Source organism: Paraburkholderia tagetis (genome assembly GCF_022213065.1).
Classification (GTDB): Bacteria; Pseudomonadota; Gammaproteobacteria; order Burkholderiales; family Burkholderiaceae; genus Paraburkholderia; species Paraburkholderia tagetis.
In genome coordinates this window covers 119865-138733 of sequence record NZ_JAKLJA010000007.1, presented here as the reverse complement: position 1 = coordinate 138733, position 18869 = coordinate 119865, and the positions used below count along the sequence as shown (strand labels likewise).

The following is an 18869-nucleotide window of genomic DNA, read 5'->3' as shown; positions in this document are numbered from 1 at the left end:
AGCGCGCTTACTCGGCACCGGCTTCGCGGCTTGCGCGGCGACGCTCGTGCTCTTTCAGATGGCGCTTGCGCAGACGGATCGACTGCGGCGTGACTTCCACGAGTTCGTCGTCGTCGATGAATTCGACTGCGTATTCGAGCGACATCTGGATCGGCGGCACGAGGCGCACAGCTTCGTCGGTGCCCGAGGCGCGCACGTTGGTGAGCTGCTTGCCCTTGATCGGGTTCACGACGAGGTCGTTGTCGCGGCTATGAATGCCGATGATCATGCCTTCGTACAGCGCGTCGCCCGGCTTCACGAACATGCGGCCGCGGTCCTGCAGCTTCCACAGCGCGTAGGCAACGGCGGCGCCGTCGTCCTGCGAGATCAGCACGCCGTTGCGGCGCTCGCCGAGCGTGCCTTCCTTGATCGGGCCATAGGCGTCGAACACGTGACTCATCAGGCCCGTGCCGCGCGTGAGCGTCATGAACTCACCCTGGAAGCCGATCAGGCCACGGGCCGGAATGCGGTACTCGAGGCGCGTGCGGCCACGGCTGTCCGAAGCCATGTCGAGCATTTCGCCCTTGCGGCGGCCCAGCTCTTCCATCACGCCGCCCTGGTGGCTGTCTTCGACGTCCACCGTCAGCATTTCGTACGGCTCCTGCTTCACGCCGTCGACTTCGTGCAGCACCACGCGCGGACGCGACACGGCCAGCTCGTAGCCTTCGCGGCGCATGTTTTCGATCAGGATCGTGAGGTGCAGCTCGCCACGGCCCGACACTTCGAACGTGGTTTCGTCGCCGGTGTCCTTCACGCGCAGCGCGACGTTGTGGTTCAGCTCCTTCGTGAGACGGTCGCGGATCTGACGGCTCGTCACGAACTTGCCTTCCTTGCCCGCGAGCGGCGACGAGTTCACGAGGAAGTTCATCGTGAGCGTCGGCTCGTCCACCGTGATCATCGGCAGGGCTTCGGGGGTATCGACCGCGCAGATGGTCGCACCAATGCCGATGTCTTCAATGCCGTTGATCAGCACGATGTCGCCGGCTTCGGCCGATTCGACCTGCACGCGCTCGAGGCCGCTGAACGACAGCACCTGGTTGATCTTGCGGTTCATCACGTCGCCTTCCGGGCCGAAGCGCACCGCCACCGGCTGACCCGGCTTGATGCGGCCGCGCTTGATGCGGCCCACGCCGATACGGCCGACGTAGGTCGAGTAGTCGAGCGAGGTGATCTGGAGCTGGAGCGGACCTTCCGGGTCGGCGTCGCGCACCGGCACGTGTTCGAGGATCGCCTCGAACAGCGGGCGCATGTCGCCTTCGCGCGCATCGGCGGAGAGCGACGCGTAGCCGTTCAGGCCCGAGGCGTACACGACCGGGAAGTCGAGCTGCTCTTCGGTCGCGCCGAGCTTGTCGAACAGGTCGAAGGTCTGGTTGATCACCCAGTCGATGCGGGCGCCCGGACGGTCGATCTTGTTGACGACGACGATCGGCTTCAGGCCGAGTGCGAGCGCCTTCTTCGTGACGAAGCGCGTTTGCGGCATCGGGCCTTCGACGGCGTCGACGAGCAGCAGCACCGAGTCGACCATCGAGAGCACGCGCTCCACTTCGCCGCCGAAGTCGGCGTGCCCCGGGGTGTCGACGATGTTGATGTGCGTGCCTTCGTACTCGACCGCGCAGTTCTTCGCGAGAATCGTGATCCCGCGCTCTTTTTCGATGTCGTTCGAATCCATGACGCGTTCGGCGACCTGCTGGTTGTCACGGAAGGTGCCGGACTGGCGCAGCAGTTGGTCGACGAGAGTAGTCTTGCCATGGTCGACGTGGGCAATGATGGCGATGTTGCGAAGGGCGCGGGACATAGGAACCTGGGTACTCAGTTGGGTGCGCCGCATGAGCTCGACAGCGGGCTCGCACAACGGTCTTCAACGCTTTCCGGCACTCCGGCCGGGCGTCGCGAGCAGACGTCGCGTATGACGCACTTTTGGGAACCTGAAATTATAGCACGTGCAAATGAATTGATCGTGCTCATACTCAGGGACGCGTCGAAGACATGGCCGGGCGCGTCGGAGTGCGCCGGGGCGCATCCCGACCGATTAAACCCTATCCGGCAAAGGTTTCTCCGCCCAGCCACAATAATCCCTTGCCGCGTCAACTAACGACTCCTATAATCCCTGCCTGGTCAATCATTGCAGTCGCAGCAGAAACATGACGGATCCGACTCCCATGCCGCCACCCGAAGTTCGCAATTACGACTTTGGCGAAAGCGTTGGCTACCTCATTTCGCGGGTGAAATCGACGATGTCGAACCTGATCACCCAGCGCACCGTTGCCGAGCTCGGCGTAACGAGCCAGCAAGCCAGCGTGCTGTTCATGGTGGCGAGCGGCAAGTGCGTACTCGCAGCGGAGCTGGCGCGCGAGTACGGCATCGACGCGAGCGCGGTGACCCGCCTCGTCGACCGGCTGGAAAAGCGCGGCCTGCTCAAACGCGTGCGCAGCTCCGAGGACCGCCGTGCCGTGCGCCTCGCGCTCACGCCCGAGGGCGAAGCCATCGCCGCACGCATGCCGGCGATCTTCACGAGCGTGACCGAGCAGCTCTCGCAGGGTCTCACGCCCGAGGAAATCGGCTTTCTGAAGAGCATGTTGCGGCGGGTTCTTTCCAATAGCTGCGAAGCCATCCAGAACGCCGGACAGAATGCAAGTTCGTGTGCTGGCCCGAGTGGTAACCCGAGTGGTAGCCATAGCGCCGGGCAAAATCCGCCGTCCAATTCATGACGGGGCAAGTAAATTTGAGTGCGCTGCACAAAAAAATAGCTGCAACGTCCAGCATTACTTCACTTTCTCAGGCCATGAGACGAGCAATGAAACCCGATACCCAGTTTGCGCCAGCGCTCTCCCGCCGGGGGGCCATCGCCGCCGCGGTGGCGGCGCTCGCGCTTGCGGGCTGCGCAAACTACTTCGGCGTCAAGAGCGACAAGACCATCGCGCAGCCGCAACAGTTCGAGAGCTCGCAGAGCATCCCGGCCGAGGGCGGCCAGTGGCCCACGCTCGACTGGGCGCAGCAGTTCGGCGACCCGCAGTTGCCCAGGCTGATCGACGAGGCGCTCGAGGGCAGCCCCACCATCGCGCAGGCGCAGGCCCGGATCGCCAAGGCGTCGTCGTATATCGAGACGTCGAAGTCGGCGCTCTATCCGAAGGCCAACGCGAGCTACTCATGGACGCGCGAGCTGTATTCGGAGAACGCCCTCTTCCCGCCGCCTTTCGGCGGCACCTGGTACAGCGAGAACAATGCGCTCGCGAGCGCCTCGTGGGATCTGGATCTCTGGGGCAAGAATCGTCAGCGCCTCGCCCAGGCGGTTTCCTCGCAGCGCGCCGCCCAGGCAGACATGCAGCAGGCGCGCATCACGCTCGCCGCATCGGTCGCGCGCACCTATAACCAGCTCGCGCAGCTCTATGCGCTGCGCGACATCGCTGCGCACGAAATCGACAACCGCAAGACCATCGGCACGATCACGAACGGGCGCGTGGTGGCGGGCCTCGACACCAATGTCGAGCGCCAGACCGCGAATGGCAACATCGCGACGAGCCAGGCCAACCTCACGCAGATCGACGGCCAGATCGAAAGCGTGCGCTATCAGTTGGGCGCGCTGCTCGGCAAGGGCCCGGACCGCGGCCTGCAAATCGCGCAACCCGTGCTCAACCCGGTCGCCGACATGGCCCTGCCCGGCAACCTGCCCGCCGACCTCGTGGCGCGCCGCCCCGACATCGTCGCCGCGCGCTGGCAAGTCGAGGCCGCCATGCACGACGTGAAGGAAGCCAAGGCCGAGTTCTATCCCGACGTGAACCTTGCGGCCGGCTTCGGCTTCGACGCGTTCGGCTGGGGCCGCTTTCTCAATATCGCGAGCCGCCAGATGAACATCGGGCCGGCCGTGCACCTGCCGATCTTCGATGGGGGCGCGCTGCGCGCGCAGTTGAAGGGGCGCTACGCCGACTTCGATCTCGATGTGGCGAACTACAACCAGACGCTCATCAACGCGCTCCAGCAAGTGGCCACGCAGGTTTCGTCGATCCGCTCGGCGGACCGGCAGCTCGTGGACGCCCAGCGCGCGCTCGACGCCTCGACCAACGCGTATCAGCTCGCCGTGATCCGCTACAAGGCGGGCCTCTCGGAGCAGCTTCAGGTGCTCAACGCCGACCAGAACCGTCTCGCCGCGGAGCAAACCGTCTCGAACCTCAAGATGCAGCGCCGCGACCAGCAGATGGCGCTCATCACAGCGCTCGGCGGCGGCTTCGACGCGCACGACGCGGGCCTCGTGCCGCCGGTCGAGATCGGCAGCAATGCGAAAGGACAAAGCGACGTGAACGGTGGGCCGTGGAGCGGCGCTTACGTGCCGGCGCAGCGCGCCGCAGCCCCTGCCTCGGCAACATCGGGGGCCACGGCAAGCGCAGCCGCCTCGAACTGAACACCAATAACTGAACGAACAGCACGCCAGAACCCGGAGATCCTTCCATGAGCACCCCCCAGCAACCGGCGGCCAATCCGCAGCCGAACGCGAACAACGGCAAGCGCAAGCGCATGATGACGCTGCTTGTGCTCGTGATCGTGATTGCAGCCATTGCCTACGGCCTCTACTACTTCCTCGTCGCGCGCTTCTCGGAGGGCACCGACGACGCCTACGTGAACGGCAACGTCGTGCAGATCACGCCGCAGGTGACGGGCACGGTGATCGCCGTGAACGCGGACGACACGCAAACCGTGAAGTCCGGCGACCCGCTCGTACAGCTCGACCCCGCCGATTCGCGCATCGCGCTGCAACAGGCCGAGGCGAATCTCGGCCAGACGGTGCGCCAGGTGCGCGGCCTCTTCGCTGACGACAGCCAGTACCAGGCCCAGGTCGCCGTGCGTCAGGCCGACCTTTCGCGCGCCCAGGACGACCTGCGCCGCCGCATGCAGGTCGCGCAAACAGGCGCCGTCTCGCAGGAAGAAATCTCGCACGCCCGCGACGCCGTGAAAAGCGCCCAAGCCGGGCTCGAAGCCGCGCAGCAGCAGCTCGCTGCGAACCGCGCGCTCACCGCGAACACGACCATCGCCAATCATCCGAACGTGATGGTCGCAGCCGCGAAACTGCGTGACGCCTGGCTGACGAACGCGCGCAACACGCTGCCCGCGCCGGTGACCGGCTACGTGGCCAAGCGCTCGGTGCAGGTGGGCCAGCGTGTCTCGCCGGGCACGCCGCTCATGTCAGTGGTGCCGCTGAACGCCGTGTGGGTGGACGCCAACTTCAAGGAAGTGCAGCTCAAGCACATGCGCATCGGCCAGCCGGTCGAGATGACCGCCGACGTGTACGGTTCGTCGGTGGTCTATCACGGCAAGGTGGTGGGCTTCTCGGCGGGCACGGGCTCGGCCTTCTCGCTGCTGCCCGCGCAAAACGCCACGGGTAACTGGATCAAGGTGGTGCAGCGCCTGCCGGTGCGTATCGCGCTCGACCCGAAAGAGTTGCAAGAGCACCCGCTGCGCATCGGCCTTTCGATGCAGGTGGACGTGAACATCAAGAACGACTCGGGCAGCCAGCTCGGCAACGCGCAGAACACGGTTTATCAAACCGACGTGTTCGCAAAGTACGGCGACGAAGCCGATGCCGAAATCGCGCGCATCATCGCGGAGAACGCAGGCCAGAACGGTAACCAGAGCGCCGGCAAGGCGCAGGTTTCGTCGGCGAGCAACGGCACAGCGAAGCACGCAGCCGGGCTGATGTAAGCCCGCGCGCGCCACGAAATACACCGGGCAGTCAATCACCAGGCACTCGATGGCAGCACAACAACCCGTAGTCCATCCGCCGCTGCAAGGCGCGCAACTCGTGATCGGCACCATCGCGGTGTCGCTCGCCGTGTTCATGAACGTGCTGGACACCTCGATCGCGAACGTGTCGATCCCAACGATCTCGGGCGACCTCGGCGTCGCCTCCGATCAGGGCACGTGGGTCATCACCTCGTTCGCGGTCGCCAACGCGATCTCCGTGCCGCTGACCGGCTGGCTCACCGATCGCATCGGCCAGGTGCGCCTGTTCATGGCGTCGATCATCCTGTTCGTGATTTCGTCGTGGATGTGCGGCCTCTCGCCCAACCTGCCCTTCCTGCTCGCGTCGCGCGTGCTGCAAGGCGCCGTGGCCGGCCCGATGATCCCGCTCTCGCAAACGCTGCTGCTCGCGAGCTATCCGCGCGCGAAGGCGCCCATCGCGCTCTCGATGTGGTCGATGACCACGCTGATCGCGCCGGTGGCCGGCCCGATTCTCGGCGGCTGGATCTCGGACAACATCTCGTGGCCGTGGATCTTCTATGTGAACATCCCGGTGGGCATCCTGGCCGCCTTCGCCACGTGGGCGATCTTCCGCAACCGCGATTCGGTCATCAGGAAGGCGCCCATCGACGGCGTGGGCCTGGGACTCCTGATCGTCTGGGTCGGCTCGCTGCAGGTCATGCTCGACAAGGGCAAGGATCTCGACTGGTTCGCGTCGACGACGATCATCGTGCTTGCTCTCACGGCCGTGGTCGCCTTCGCGTTCTTCGTGGTCTGGGAGCTGACCGCCGATCACCCGGTGGTCGATCTCTCGCTGTTCGCGAGACGCAACTTCACGGGCGCGACGATTGCGCTTTCGGTGGGCTACGGCCTTTACTTCGGCAATCTCGTGCTGCTGCCGTTGTGGCTGCAAACCACGCTGGGCTACACCGCCACCGACGCGGGCATCATCATGGCGCCCGTGGGCTTCTTCGCGATCATGCTCTCGCCGATCACGGGCCGCATCCTCCCGCGCACCGACCCGCGCTATATCGCGACGGCGGCATTCGTGGTGTTCGCGCTGTGCTTCTGGATGCGCTCGCAGTACACGACCGGCGTGGACACCTGGGCGCTCACGGTGCCTACCTTGATCCAGGGCATCGGCATGGCGGGCCTCTTCATTCCGCTCGTCTCGATCACGCTCTCGGGTCTGCCCGGCAATCGCATTCCCGCGGCATCGGGCTTGTCGAACTTCGTGCGGATCATGTGCGGCGGCATCGGCACCTCGATCTTCGAAACGGCGTGGGACCATCGCACCACGTTCCACCACGCGCGCCTCACCGAGCAAGCCACGCCGACCAACCCGATCTTCAACCAGTCGATGCAGCAGATGCAGAACGCGGCCGGACTCGATCCCTCGCAAGCACACGGGCTGTTCGACCGCATGGTCTCGCAGCAGGCGGCCCAGCTCGGCGTGAACGACTTGTTCTGGATTTCCTCGGCGATCTTCATCGTGCTGATCGCGCTAATCTGGGTCACGCGTCCCGATCGCGCGGGCGGCGCCGATGCGGGCGCGGCGGCTTCGGCTGCACACTAAGGAAAGTTGCGCGCGCACCGAATCCAGTCAGGCCGCGCCGCTCACCACCAGCCGCTCCGGCGCGAGCACGCCATTGGCCGCCTTCGCCACGCCGAGCAGGCGTGCGCCCTCGTCATACACGCGCACGCGATCGGCTGCTTCGCAGGCCGCGCGGTCGAGCACGAGTTCGTTGAGCGGCAAGCGCTGGCCGTGTGTGAAACGTCGCGCCGCCTCGGCGTTCAGCGTCACGGCCGGAAACGTGGAAAGCAGCGCGTCCACGGGCTGGAGCCATGCGTCACGCGCGGGCTCGTCGGCGGCCGTGAGCGCATCCAGCGTCACCGCATGCTCGAGCGTGAGCGCGCCCACGCCCGTGCGCCGCAGCATCACGAGATGCGCACCGCACCCGAGCGCCTCGCCGATGTCCTCCGCGAGCGTGCGCACATAAGTGCCCTTGCTGCACGTAACGCGGAACGTAACCTCGGCAATGGCCGGCAGCCCGCAAGCGATCATCTCCAGCGCAAGGATCGTTACCTGGCGCCCTTCGCGCTCGACCGTCTGGCCGGCACGCGCGTATTCATAGAGCGGTTTGCCGTCGCGCTTGAGCGCCGAGTACATCGGCGGCACCTGCACTATTTCGCCGACGAATTTCGTCATCGCTGCGCGCACGGCGGCTTCGTCGCAGCGCACCTCGCGGGTCTCGATGGCTTCGCCTTCGGCATCGCCCGTCGTGGTGCGAATGCCGAGGCGCATGGCCGCCTCGTAGGTTTTGTCGGCGTCGAGCAGATCCTGCGAGAACTTGGTCGCCTCGCCGAAACACAGCGGCAGCAGGCCCGTCGCAAGCGGATCGAGCGTGCCGGTGTGGCCCGCCTTCTTCACGCGAAAGAGACGCTTCGCGCGGATCAACGCGTCGTTGCTGGACAGGCCAATCGGCTTGTCCAGCAGCAGCACGCCGTCGAGCAAACGGCGCGGCACCTTCGGACGGGCCGCGTCAGGTCGCTGTTCGCCCTGATTCTTTTTCGATGATGCAGTCATGCGTGGCGGCGTCAGTCGTCCTTCGCGCGCGAGGCGTTCGCCTCGTCGATGAGACGCGACATCTCGACACCCTTTTCGATCGACTGGTCGTAGTGGAAATGCAGCGTCGGCACCGTGTGGATATGCAAGCGCTTGAACAACTGGTTATGAAGATGGCCAGCGGCGTGATTGAGCGCTTCCTGCGTGGTCTTCGGGTCGCCCGTGAGCGTCGTGAAGTAGACCTTCGCGTGCGCGTAGTCGGGCGTAAGCTCCACGCTCTGGATCGTGACGAGACCCACGCGCGGATCCTTCACTTCGCGCATCAGCTCGGAGAGGTCGCGCTGGATCTGGTCGGCGATCTGCACGTTGCGATTCGGGGAAGAACGTTTTTTCGGCATGATGATTCCAAAAACAAAACGGGCGGAGCTGGCCAGCGCCTGCCCCGCCCGTTATCGGCAAAACTCGCGGCTAAACCCGCGGGCGGCATGAAAACCCGCCCGCGTGCGCCGCTGAATTACAGCGTACGCGCGACTTCGGTGATCTCGAACACTTCGAACTGGTCGCCTTCGACGATGTCGTTGAAGTTCTTGATCGACATACCGCACTCGAAGCCCTGCTTGACTTCCTTGACGTCGTCCTTGAAGCGCTTGAGCGAGTCGAGTTCGCCGGTATGGATGACCACGTTGTTGCGAATCACGCGCACCGACGACGAACGCTTGACGAAACCGTCCGTGACCATACAACCCGCGATCAGGCCAACCTTCGGCACGCGGATCACCTGACGCACCTCGGCCATACCCGTGACCGTCTCGCGCTTCTCCGGCGCCAGCATGCCCGACATCGCCGCCTTCACCTCATCCACTGCGTCATAGATGATGTTGTAGTAGCGGATGTCGATGCCGTTCGCCTCGGCCACCTTACGCGCCTGCGCATCCGCACGCGTATTGAAGCCGATGATGACCGCCTTCGAAGCCGTTGCCAGGTTGACGTCCGACTCGCTGATCGCACCGACCGCGCTGTGCACGATCTGCACGCGCACTTCGCTGGTCGACAGTTTGAGCAGCGATTGCACCAGCGCTTCCTGCGAGCCCTGCACGTCCGCCTTGACGATGAGCGGCAGGTTCTGCACTTCGCCTTCCGCCATCTGCTCGAGCATGTTTTCGAGCTTCGCGGCCTGCTGCTTCGCCAGCTTGACGTCGCGGAACTTGCCTTGACGGAACATGGCGATTTCGCGCGCCTTGCGCTCGTCCGGCAGCACGATGACTTCTTCGCCCGCACCCGGCACTTCCGAAAGACCCTGGATTTCGACCGGGATCGACGGACCCGCTTCCTTCGTGGGCTTGCCGGTTTCGTCGAGCATCGCTCGAACGCGGCCGTAGGCGCTGCCTGCGAGCACGACGTCGCCGCGATTGAGCGTACCCGACTGCACCAGAATGGTCGCGACCGGGCCCTTGCCCTTGTCGAGCTTCGCTTCGATCACGAGACCCTTGGCCGGCGCTTCGACCGGAGCCGTCAGCTCCAGCACTTCGGCCTGCAGCAGCACGTTTTCGAGCAGGTCGTCGATGCCCGCGCCGGTCTTGGCCGACACCGGCACAAACGGCGAATCGCCACCGTACTCTTCCGGCACGACGCCTTCCGCCACGAGCTCCTGCTTCACGCGCTCCAGATTCGCATCCGGCTTGTCGATCTTGTTGATTGCCACGACGAGCGGCACACCGGCCGCCTTCGCGTGCGAGATGGCTTCCTTCGTCTGCGGCATCACGCCGTCGTCGGCAGCCACCACGAGAATGACGATATCGGTTGCCTTCGCACCGCGGGCACGCATGGCCGTGAAGGCCTCGTGACCCGGCGTGTCGAGGAACGTGATCACGCCGCGCGGCGTATCCACGTGGTAAGCGCCGATATGCTGCGTAATGCCGCCCGCTTCGCCCGCTGCGACCTTGGCGCGGCGGATGTAGTCGAGCAGCGAGGTCTTGCCGTGGTCGACGTGACCCATGACGGTGACGACCGGCGGACGCGGCAGTTGCTCGGCGTCCGTTGCGGTGGTTTGACCTTCGACCAGCAGTGCTTCCGGATCGTCGAGCTTCGCGGCAACCGCACGGTGGCCGAGTTCCTCGACGATGATCATCGCCGTTTCCTGGTCGAGCATCTGGTTGATGGTGACCATCTGGCCCATCTTCATCATCACCTTGATGACTTCCGACGCCTTCACGGCCATCTTGTGCGCGAGGTCGGCCACCGTGATGGTTTCCGGCACGTGCACTTCACGCACGATCGGCTCGGTCGGCGCCTGGAACGTCGACGAATTGTCCTGGTGACGGCCACGGCCCTTCGGGCCACCGCGCCAACCGCGGTCCACGCCGCCCGACGAGTCGCCGCGCGTCTTGATCCCGCGGCGCTTGGCGGCGTCGTCCTGCCAGCCGCCCTTGCCGGCGCCCGGCTTCTTGTTGCGGTCGCCCGCGCCGGCACCCGGCGCGCTCGTGGAGGGCGCAGCCGTGGTCGCGGGCTTCTTCGCACCGGCACCCGACGCACCCGCGGCCGGACGCGCCTGGCCTTCCGGACGCGCCGGCTTGTGCAACGTGCCCTTGGCCTCGGCGGGCTTCGGCGGCTCGACGGGCTTGGGCGGTTCGACCGCCTTCACCTGCGCCTTGCGCGGCGTGTTCATCATTTCGCGGATCGCGCGCGCTTCGGCCTCGGCGGCCGCACGGCGGCGAGCGATCTCTTCCTGTTCCTTCTGCGCCTTCTCGGCGGCCTCGCGCGCGGCTGCTTCGGCCTTCTGGGCCGCTTCGCGCTGTGCGGCGCGCTCGGCTGCGGCGCGCTGCTCGTCCTGTTGGTCTTGTTGCTGCTTCACTTCCTTGGTCGCTTCGCTCTCTGCGGTGCGTTGTGCAGCCACGGCCTGCGCGGCCAGTTCGCGCGCGGCGGCCTCGGCTGCGGCCTTCTTTTGCGAGGCTTCTTCCTCGGCGCGGCGGCGCTCGGCCTCGGCGGCCTCTTCGCGTGCGCGGCGCTCCGCCTCTTCTAGCGCGAGGCGCTCCTGGCGCTCCTTGAGCTCCTGAGCCTGATGCTCGAGCAACTCGGCCTCGCGGCGCGCTTCCTCTTCGCGGCGCTGCAGTTCCGCCTCTTCGGCGGCAACGGCTGCGTCGGCGGCATGATTCGATGCCTCCGCCTGCTCGGCGGACTCGTCGCGGCGGACGAACGTGCGCTTCTTGCGCACCTCGACCTGAATGGTGCGAGCCTTACCCGTGGAGTCGGACTGCTTGATTTCCGACGTATGCCGTTTCGTCAGCGTGATCTTGCGCTTGTCTGCATCAGTCGAGCCGTGAGACTTGCGCAAGTGGTCGAGCAGACGCGCCTTGTCCGTTTCGGACAAGGAGTCAGCTTCGCTCGCTTTCGTGACGCCCGCCGCCTGCAACTGCTCCAGCAGCACGCCTGCAGGCATTTTCAGTTCCGCGGCAAATTGGGCTACGTTGTTACTCGCCATTCATTCCTCTTAATGCAAGGACCGATTCCTTGCGGTTGACATCGGTTCATGCGGCACCGAGTGCCCCGCCGCTTGTGCATCCAGCTAGCGGGGCGGCCGCGATCAGTTCAATGGGTCATGGTCGCTTCCTGCTCGTCGCGCCCGGGTTCCGTACCTGTTGCCAGGTCACTCGAACCAGTGCTCGCGCGCTTTCATGATCAACGCCTTGGCGGCATCCTCTTCCATTCCCGTCATTTCGGTGAGTTCATCCACGGCCAGCTCGGCAAGCTCGTCGCGGGTGTGAATCTCGTGCTGCGCCAGCTTCGCCAGCAGCTCCGGGTCGATGCCGTCGAGGCTCTTCAGATCCAGCGCAGCGCTTTCCACCTTCTCCTCGTTCGCGATGGCCTGCGTGAGCAGCGCATCGCGCGCGCGGTTGCGCAGTTCGTGCACGGTGTCCTCGTCGAACGCCTCGATTTCCAGCATTTCGTTGAGCGGCACGTAAGCGATCTCTTCGAGGCTCGTGAAGCCCTCGTCGATCAGGATGTCGGCGACTTCCTCGTCCACATCGAGACGCGCCATGAACAGGTCGCGCAACACAGTGCGCTCCTGGTTCTGCTTCTGCGCGGATTCGTCCGGCGTCATGATATTGATCTGCCAGCCGGTGAGCTCGCTGGCAAGACGCACGTTCTGGCCGCTGCGGCCGATGGCGACCGCGAGTTCGCTCTCGTCGACGACAACGTCCATCGAGTGCTTCTCTTCGTCGACGACGATCGACTGCACGGCAGCCGGCGCGAGCGCGCCGATTACGAACTGGGCGGGATCTTCCGACCATAGCACGATGTCGACGTTTTCGCCACCGAGCTCGTTGCGCACAGCCTGCACGCGCGAGCCGCGGATACCGACGCAGGTGCCGATCGGGTCGATGCGCTTGTCATAAGCCACCACGCCGATCTTGGCGCGCACGCCAGGGTCGCGCGCCGCTGCCTTGATCTCGAGAAGGCCCTGCTCGATTTCCGGCACTTCCATCTCGAACAGCTTCATCAGGAACTCGGGCGCGGTGCGCGAGAGTTCGATCTGCGGGCCGCGCGCGGTGCGGTCGATCTTGCCGATCCAGGCGCGCACGCGGTCGCCCACGCGCAGGTTTTCCTTCGGAATCAGCTGGTCGCGGCGCAGCAGCGCTTCGACGCGACCCGATTCGACGATGAAATTGCCCTTGTCCATGCGCTTGACCGTGCCGGTCATGATGCTTTCGCCGCGCTCGAGGAAGTCGCTCAGGATCTGCTCGCGCTCGGCGTCGCGCACCTTCTGCAGGATGACCTGCTTGGCGGCCTGCGCGCCGATACGGCCGAACTCGACCGAAGGCACCGACTGCTCGATGAACTCGTCGATCTGCGCGTCGGTCTTCTGCTCACGGGCTTCGAACAGCAGGATTTCCTGGTCCGGCTCCTGCAGGCCCGCCTCGTCCGGCACGACACGCCAGCGGCGATACGTTTCGTGCTCGCCGCTTTCGCGGTCGATATGCACGCGGATATCCGCATCCTCGTCGAAGAGCTTCTTGGAGGCTGACGCAAGCGCCGCTTCAAGGGCGGCGAACACCACGTCCTTGTCGACATTCTTCTCGCGTGCCAGCGCATCCACCAGCATCAACACTTCGCGACTCATTGTTTGCGGCTCCTAAAGTCAACTTTGGGGATAAGGCGTGCTTTGTCGATGTCCGCGAGCGTGAAATCGAGCATCGCAGGACCCGCCTTCCCTTCGAATTCCAGACCGATGGTCTCGCCTTCCGGGGCATGCACGATGCCGCGGTACGATTTCCGTCCGTCCAATGGCTTTTTCAACGTGATGACCGCTTCGCAGCCCGCGAAGCGTTCGAAGTCCGCCAGTTTCTTTAGCGGACGGTCGAGGCCGGGCGACGAGACTTCGAGGCGCTCGTAGTCGATGTTTTCGACCGTCAGAACGTGCTGCAGCTGACGCGTGACCTTCTCGCAGTCCTCGATCGCGATACCCGCGGGCTGATCGATGTAGATGGTCAGCATGCCGCGCCCGGTGCGCTCGAGGTCGACCAGCTCGTAACCGAGCCCGGTGACCGTGGTTTCAATCAGTTCCGTCAGTTGCACAATGCCCACTCCAGATATTCGCGCAGCGAGCCGGCAACTTCCAGTGATTCGGGATTCGCGGGCCGCGCGCCAGGTGAGCGCGCGCGCTTTCACCCTTTCGCACCTACTTGCACCCTGCCCCACGATGATGACCGCTCCGGCCAGCTCCGGCGCCGACGATGCGTTTGCATTCTGCTTTTTGCATCAATTCGGGCGGACCAAAAAAAAATGGGCGAAACGCCCATCTTCTCACTTAGCCAGGTGGTCGCACCTGGGGCGCAAATAAAAGCCGCACGCCCAGCGACTTCGAGATTGTAGCCTTTTTTGGGCTTTAACGCAAACTGGCGGGCCGCCCGGAGCCGATCTCAGTGCCCGCGCGTACGGTTGCGCGGCGCGCCGCGCTGGCCGCCGTTGCGGTTGCCGCCCGGCGCGCGGTTGCCGCTCGTATTGGCGTTGCCGTTATTGCCCGGCCCGCGGCGATTGCCGCCGGTAGCGCCGCTGCCGCCATTACCGCTCGCATTGCCGCCCGCACGCTTGCCCGTGCCGGGTGCGCGGTTGCCGTCGACGTCACGCGTACCGCTGCGGCTGTTGCCGCGATTGCTGCGATTGCCGCCCGTACCACCGCCAAAACCCGCGCCACCGAAACCCGCGCCGCCAAAGTTGCCCTGCGAACCGCCGAATCCACCCTGCGCCGCACCGCGGCGGCCCTGGCCCTGGCGGGGCTGGCGCGGCTGGCCCATCGCGCCGTGCGAGCTCAGCACCGGCTCGCGGTTGATGAAGCCCATCGAGGTCTGCATCGGATCGGGCTGACGGCGCTCCTGCTCCTTGCCGCGACCGCCCTTCTCCTCGGTCGGCGCCTTCAGGCCGACCGCCGCCATCAGGCTGCGCACCTGGTTGTCCTCGAGCTCTTCCCAACGGCCGCGCTTGAGCCCCTTGGGCAGTGCGATCGGACCGTGACGCGTGCGGATCAGGCGGCTCACCATCAGGCCGACAGCCTCGAACATGCGGCGCACTTCGCGGTTACGGCCTTCGGCCAGCGCGACGTGATACCAATGATTCGTGCCCTCGCCGCCGCCATCGCGGATACGCAGGAAGTTCGCCGGGCCGTCGTCGAGCTCGATGCCCTTGAGCAGCTTCTGGCGATTGCCTTCGGTCAGCTCGCCCACCACGCGCACTGCGTACTCACGCTCCACGCTGTAGCGCGGGTGCATGAAACGATTGGCGAGATCGCCCGAGGTCGTGAGCATCAGGAGACCTTCGGTGTTGAAGTCGAGACGCCCCACGGCCAGCCACTTCGCCGTCTTCATCGACGGCAGACGGTCGAACACGGACGGGCGGCCTTCCGGGTCGGCATGGCTCACGATTTCGCCGGTGGGCTTGTGATACAGCAGCACGCGCGGCGGCTTGTTCGCCAGCTTGCGCTTGATCGGCTTGCCGTTGATGCGGACCTGGTCGGTCGGCAGAATGCGCTGGCCGATGTGCGCAGGCTCGCCGTTCACCGACACGCGCCCGGCGATGATCAGCTCTTCCATGTCGCGGCGCGAGCCCATGCCGGCGTCGGCCAGCACCTTGTGCAGCTTCGGCGCGTCGTCGTCCGGGCTCAGCACGCGCTTGGCCTGCTGAACGCGGCCACGGCGCAGCATCGGCGCACGCACGCCGCTGCCCGTACCGTTATCGGCGTCGAAAGCCGGCGACGTCACGTACAGGAACAGATCGTCCTGGGCGCCCTCGCTCGCGGCGGCAGGCGCCTCGGCGCGGCCCTTACCGCCCTTGCCGGCACCCTTGGCGCCCTGCTTGCCAGCTTGCGCGGGCTTCGTCTGCCCTGCGCCGGCGGCATCGCGGCGGCCCTTCTTCGCGCCGACGTCCTTGCGCGGCGTGCGCACCTGAGCAACGACGACGCCGTCCGGCGGCGCCTCCGTCGCGACCAGCGCGGCGACGCCCGGCGTAGCGACGCCCGGCGCAGATTCCGACGCTGCAGCGCCTTCGCCCGCTTTGGCCTTCGCGCCCGCACGGCGGCGCGCGATCAGGCTGCGCGGGCCGCGGCGCAGACCGCGGCGGGGACGGTCCTCACCCGCGGCTTCGCTTGCCGGCTGGCCAGCGACGTCGCCATGGTCGGCGCGCGTGTCGTCATCGCGCGCGGAAGACGCGCGACGTCCGGATTCGGACGCGTCGGTCGAATCGGTGTCGTGGATATCAGTCAAAACAACCTCGAAATGTCAGGTTGCGCGCCCACTCGCAATGGCTTGCGGAGGGCGCGTCAAAAATGTTTGTTGCGTCAGACGCCGCGTCGAGCGGCTTCGTCGTCCGTCGTCGAGACGGGGTCGTCCTGCGCCGCGTCGCTGCGGCTTGGGTATTCTTCTTCGGGCGCGCCGGCCGAGTGCCTGGCGGGCTCCGTTTCCTGCGCCTCGACGCGGGTTTCGTCGCGACGGTCCGCGTGCACGGCCTCCTGTGCGGTTGCATCGGCCATGCCCGGCGTGTGCCCAGTTATCTGCTCATTTTCCGGCCCGGTTATCTGCTCAATTACCGGTTCGGGTACCTGAGCAGGCGCCGGCTGTCCCGCATCGGCATCAGCATCGACCGCCACCACCACTTCACCGCTTTCCGTCACGCTCGCGGCGACCAGTTGCGCCACCTCGCTGTCCGGGAACTCGATCGCGTGCTGGGCCAGCAATTGCTCGCCCAACTGGCTCGACGGGTCGTCGAGCGGCGGCAGTTCCTCGAGCGACTTCAGGCCGAGGTCGTCCAGAAATTGACGCGTCGTTGCGTAAAGCGCCGGCCGGCCCGGCACGTCCCGGTGGCCGATCACCTCGATCCAGTTACGGTCCTCGAGCTGCTTGACGACCTGCGTGTTGACCGTCACCCCGCGAATCTCTTCAATATCGCCGCGCGTGACCGGCTGCCGGTACGCGATGATCGCGAGTGTTTCGAGCACGGCGCGCGAATAGCGCGGCGGCTTCTCGGGATGCAGGCGGTCGAGATACGTGCGCATGGCCGGCTTGCTCTGAAAGCGCCAACCAGACGCGAGGCCCACCAGTTCCACACCGCGCCCGGACCATTCGCTACGCAGGTCTTCGAGCAGGTTACGGACGGTGTCGGCCGAAATGTCGTCGGCAAACAGTTTGCGCAGATCGCCGATCTTGAGCGGCTCCTGCGTGCAGATCAATGCAGTCTCGAGGACGATTTTCGCCTCTTGGGTATTCATGCAGCCAGGTCAGACCCTAAGTAAGGTAAATCAGGTTCATGGAACCGGATCAGACAGACGAAAGACGATATGGAACTGGAGACGCGCTCGCCCGATTCTGATCGGTCATATTGATGGGAGCACGCACCGGGGGGCCGCTAATTAGCGTAAAACAGGCAAAGTGCCAGACCCAGCCGGACGGAGCAGCGAAATTCCCGCAGGGAATCGCGTGACTGAACGCCATCTTACGCAAAAACGCCGGGGGCGTAAAGACAGCGTCAGGCTTGCTTTCATCTATCTGAATCTGCGTCGAACCGGCCCCGGATCCGCACCGGATTCTCGCCCAATCCGGCTCGCCGGCGACCCTTGCGTGCTGCATGACGCGTGCCGCGGCGCATTGCCCGCGATGCGCTATCCAGCCGCGCTCAGCGGCGCGCGAGATAGCGCGACAGGCGCTCGACGCCGGCGTCGAGCCGAGCCGGGTCGCACGCGTAGCACCAGCGCACGAAACCCTCGCCTTGCGGGCCGAACGCGCTGCCCGGCGCGAGCCCAAGGCCCGCCTCGCGCACCAGCGCCTTGCACAGGTCGAGGCTATTTTGCGCGCCCTCAAGCTTGAAAAACAGGTACATCGCGCCGTGCGGGACTTTCACGTCGACGCCCGGCAGCTTCGCGAGCGCCGCCGCGAGATGGTCGCGCGAGACGCGCAGGTTCGCGACGAGCGCACGCGTGGACGCCTCGCCCTGCTCGAGCGCGACGATGCCCGCCTGCTGGACGAACGACGGTGCGCACGACGTGTTGTACTCGACCAGCTTGCCGAGGTCGTCCATGAGCACACGCGGCGCGACGATCCAGCCAAGTCGCCAGCCCGTCATGAGCCAGGCTTTCGAGAACGAATTGACACAAATCAAGCGTTCTTCGCGCGACGCCAGATCGAGGAACGAGGACGCCGTGCGCTCGCCGGGCTCGCCGTAATAAAGCCGCTCATAGACCTCGTCGGCGACGATCCAGATGCCGTGACGACGGCAATGCTCCAGAACCGCGCGCTGTTCGTCGCGCGTCATCACCCAGCCGGTCGGATTGTTGGGCGAGTTGATCATGAGCAGCTTCGTGTCGGGCGTGAGCGCCTTCAGGAGCTTCTCCAGATCGAGCGTCCAGCCGCGCTCGCCGTAGCCGAGCGCGGCCGTCTCGACCGTCGCGCCGAGAATCTTCGGGATCTCGACGAGATTGGGCCAAAGCGGCGTCACCGCGACCACGCGGTCGCCCGCGCCCACGACGAGTTGCGCCGCGAGCATCAGCGCATTCACGCCGGCGCTCGTCACCGCGACGTTTTCCATCGGCGTCGCGCCGTGCAGCTCGCTCACGTAGCGCGCCAGCGCCTCGCGCAGCGGCGCAATGCCGAGATTGTGCGTATAGAACGTCTCCCCGCGCGCGAGCGCCCCGGCAGCCGCCTCGCGGATGAACGCCGGCGTCACGCGATCGGATTCGCCGAACCAGAACGGCAGGATGTCGGCGACACCGAAACCCGCGTTCGCCACCTCGCGAATCTGCGACGAGCGCAACGCCCTCACCGCGTCTCGCGCCGCAGTTGGAGCGGCGGCGCCAGCTCCGGTAACCGGGGCAGTCGTGGCATTGAGCGAAAAGGTGGCGGACGAAGACAGGTCGAGATCGCGCATCGAAGCTTCCGGTAAGAGACAGAGAGTCAGGTCGAGTTCAGCGGGGGATTCGCGTTTGCGAAAGATCAACAGTGTAGCGTGCGTGAGCGCGTGGCAAAGGCCACTCCGCAAGGCCCGCGCGCGCCAC

Annotated in this window: 13 protein-coding genes; 4 read left to right on the top strand and 9 right to left on the bottom strand. The window is 65.6% G+C overall.

From position 1 onward, the window contains the following. Positions 1-7: 7 nt before the first annotated feature. Complete coding sequence (typA, locus tag L5014_RS11905; RefSeq protein WP_238463821.1) at positions 8-1834, bottom strand: translational GTPase TypA; 1827 nt, start codon at positions 1832-1834, stop codon at positions 8-10. A 346-nt stretch (positions 1835-2180) separates the two neighbouring features. On the opposite strand from typA, the gene L5014_RS11900 reads away from it, so the two are divergent. From L5014_RS11900 to L5014_RS11885, 4 genes are all read left to right on the top strand, one after another. Beyond that, complete coding sequence (locus tag L5014_RS11900) at positions 2181-2747, top strand: MarR family winged helix-turn-helix transcriptional regulator (RefSeq protein WP_238463820.1); 567 nt, start codon at positions 2181-2183, stop codon at positions 2745-2747. A gap of 86 nt (positions 2748-2833) precedes the next feature. After that, positions 2834-4435, top strand: a complete 1602-nt coding sequence (locus L5014_RS11895; RefSeq protein ID WP_238463819.1) for an efflux transporter outer membrane subunit — start codon at positions 2834-2836, stop codon at positions 4433-4435. Positions 4436-4482: 47 nt separating this feature from the next. Next, on the top strand, positions 4483-5730 hold the full coding sequence (locus L5014_RS11890; RefSeq protein ID WP_238463818.1) for an EmrA/EmrK family multidrug efflux transporter periplasmic adaptor subunit: 1248 nt from the start codon (positions 4483-4485) through the stop codon (positions 5728-5730). 49 nt (positions 5731-5779) lie between these two features. Then, on the top strand, positions 5780-7345 hold the full coding sequence (locus L5014_RS11885; RefSeq protein WP_238463817.1) for a DHA2 family efflux MFS transporter permease subunit: 1566 nt from the start codon (positions 5780-5782) through the stop codon (positions 7343-7345). Between the two features lie 27 nt (positions 7346-7372). Here L5014_RS11885 and truB read toward each other — a convergent pair whose 3' ends face one another. The 8 genes from truB to L5014_RS11845 all read right to left on the bottom strand — a co-directional run bounded on the left by truB (position 7373) and on the right by L5014_RS11845 (position 18742). Next, entirely contained in the window at positions 7373-8356 is a 984-nt protein-coding gene (truB, locus tag L5014_RS11880; RefSeq protein WP_238463816.1) for a tRNA pseudouridine(55) synthase TruB, read from the bottom strand. 11 nt (positions 8357-8367) lie between these two features. Beyond that, entirely contained in the window at positions 8368-8733 is a 366-nt protein-coding gene (rbfA, locus tag L5014_RS11875) for a 30S ribosome-binding factor RbfA (RefSeq protein ID WP_238463815.1), read from the bottom strand. 116 nt (positions 8734-8849) lie between these two features. Next, complete coding sequence (gene infB, locus L5014_RS11870; RefSeq protein WP_238463814.1) at positions 8850-11813, bottom strand: translation initiation factor IF-2; 2964 nt, start codon at positions 11811-11813, stop codon at positions 8850-8852. Between the two features lie 165 nt (positions 11814-11978). Next, positions 11979-13454 carry a transcription termination factor NusA gene (nusA, locus tag L5014_RS11865; protein WP_238463813.1) on the bottom strand — a complete coding sequence of 492 codons (1476 nt, stop codon included), beginning with the start codon at positions 13452-13454 and terminating at the stop codon, positions 11979-11981. After that, positions 13451-13909, bottom strand: a complete 459-nt coding sequence (gene rimP, locus L5014_RS11860) for a ribosome maturation factor RimP (RefSeq protein ID WP_028216619.1) — start codon at positions 13907-13909, stop codon at positions 13451-13453. Before rimP ends, nusA begins: the two co-directional genes overlap by 4 nt. A 344-nt stretch (positions 13910-14253) precedes the next feature. Then, entirely contained in the window at positions 14254-16089 is a 1836-nt protein-coding gene (gene rluB / locus L5014_RS11855) for a 23S rRNA pseudouridine(2605) synthase RluB (RefSeq protein ID WP_238463812.1), read from the bottom strand. 74 nt (positions 16090-16163) lie between these two features. After that, positions 16164-17090: an SMC-Scp complex subunit ScpB gene (gene scpB, locus L5014_RS11850; RefSeq protein ID WP_238463811.1), complete on the bottom strand. Its 927-nt coding sequence runs from the start codon at positions 17088-17090 to the stop codon at positions 16164-16166. Positions 17091-17494: 404 nt separating this feature from the next. Beyond that, a complete protein-coding gene (locus L5014_RS11845; protein ID WP_238463810.1) occupies positions 17495-18742 on the bottom strand; it encodes a pyridoxal phosphate-dependent aminotransferase in 1248 nt (415 codons plus the stop codon). Positions 18743-18869: the final 127 nt, after the last annotated feature.

Excerpts from the sequence above, each read along its gene's own strand:
- L5014_RS11845 (WP_238463810.1), bottom strand. The coding sequence starts at position 18,742 with ATGCGCGATCTCGACCTGTCTTCGTCCGCCACCTTTTCGCTCAATGCC.
- L5014_RS11895 (WP_238463819.1), top strand. The coding sequence starts at position 2,834 with ATGAAACCCGATACCCAGTTTGCGCCAGCGCTCTCCCGCCGGGGGGCC.
- infB (WP_238463814.1), bottom strand. The coding sequence starts at position 11,813 with ATGGCGAGTAACAACGTAGCCCAATTTGCCGCGGAACTGAAAATGCCT.
- typA (WP_238463821.1), bottom strand. The coding sequence starts at position 1,834 with ATGTCCCGCGCCCTTCGCAACATCGCCATCATTGCCCACGTCGACCAT.
- L5014_RS11900 (WP_238463820.1), top strand. The coding sequence starts at position 2,181 with ATGACGGATCCGACTCCCATGCCGCCACCCGAAGTTCGCAATTACGAC.
- scpB (WP_238463811.1), bottom strand. The coding sequence starts at position 17,090 with ATGAATACCCAAGAGGCGAAAATCGTCCTCGAGACTGCATTGATCTGC.
- L5014_RS11890 (WP_238463818.1), top strand. The coding sequence starts at position 4,483 with ATGAGCACCCCCCAGCAACCGGCGGCCAATCCGCAGCCGAACGCGAAC.
- nusA (WP_238463813.1), bottom strand. The coding sequence starts at position 13,454 with ATGAGTCGCGAAGTGTTGATGCTGGTGGATGCGCTGGCACGCGAGAAG.
- L5014_RS11885 (WP_238463817.1), top strand. The coding sequence starts at position 5,780 with ATGGCAGCACAACAACCCGTAGTCCATCCGCCGCTGCAAGGCGCGCAA.
- truB (WP_238463816.1), bottom strand. The coding sequence starts at position 8,356 with ATGACTGCATCATCGAAAAAGAATCAGGGCGAACAGCGACCTGACGCG.
- rbfA (WP_238463815.1), bottom strand. The coding sequence starts at position 8,733 with ATGCCGAAAAAACGTTCTTCCCCGAATCGCAACGTGCAGATCGCCGAC.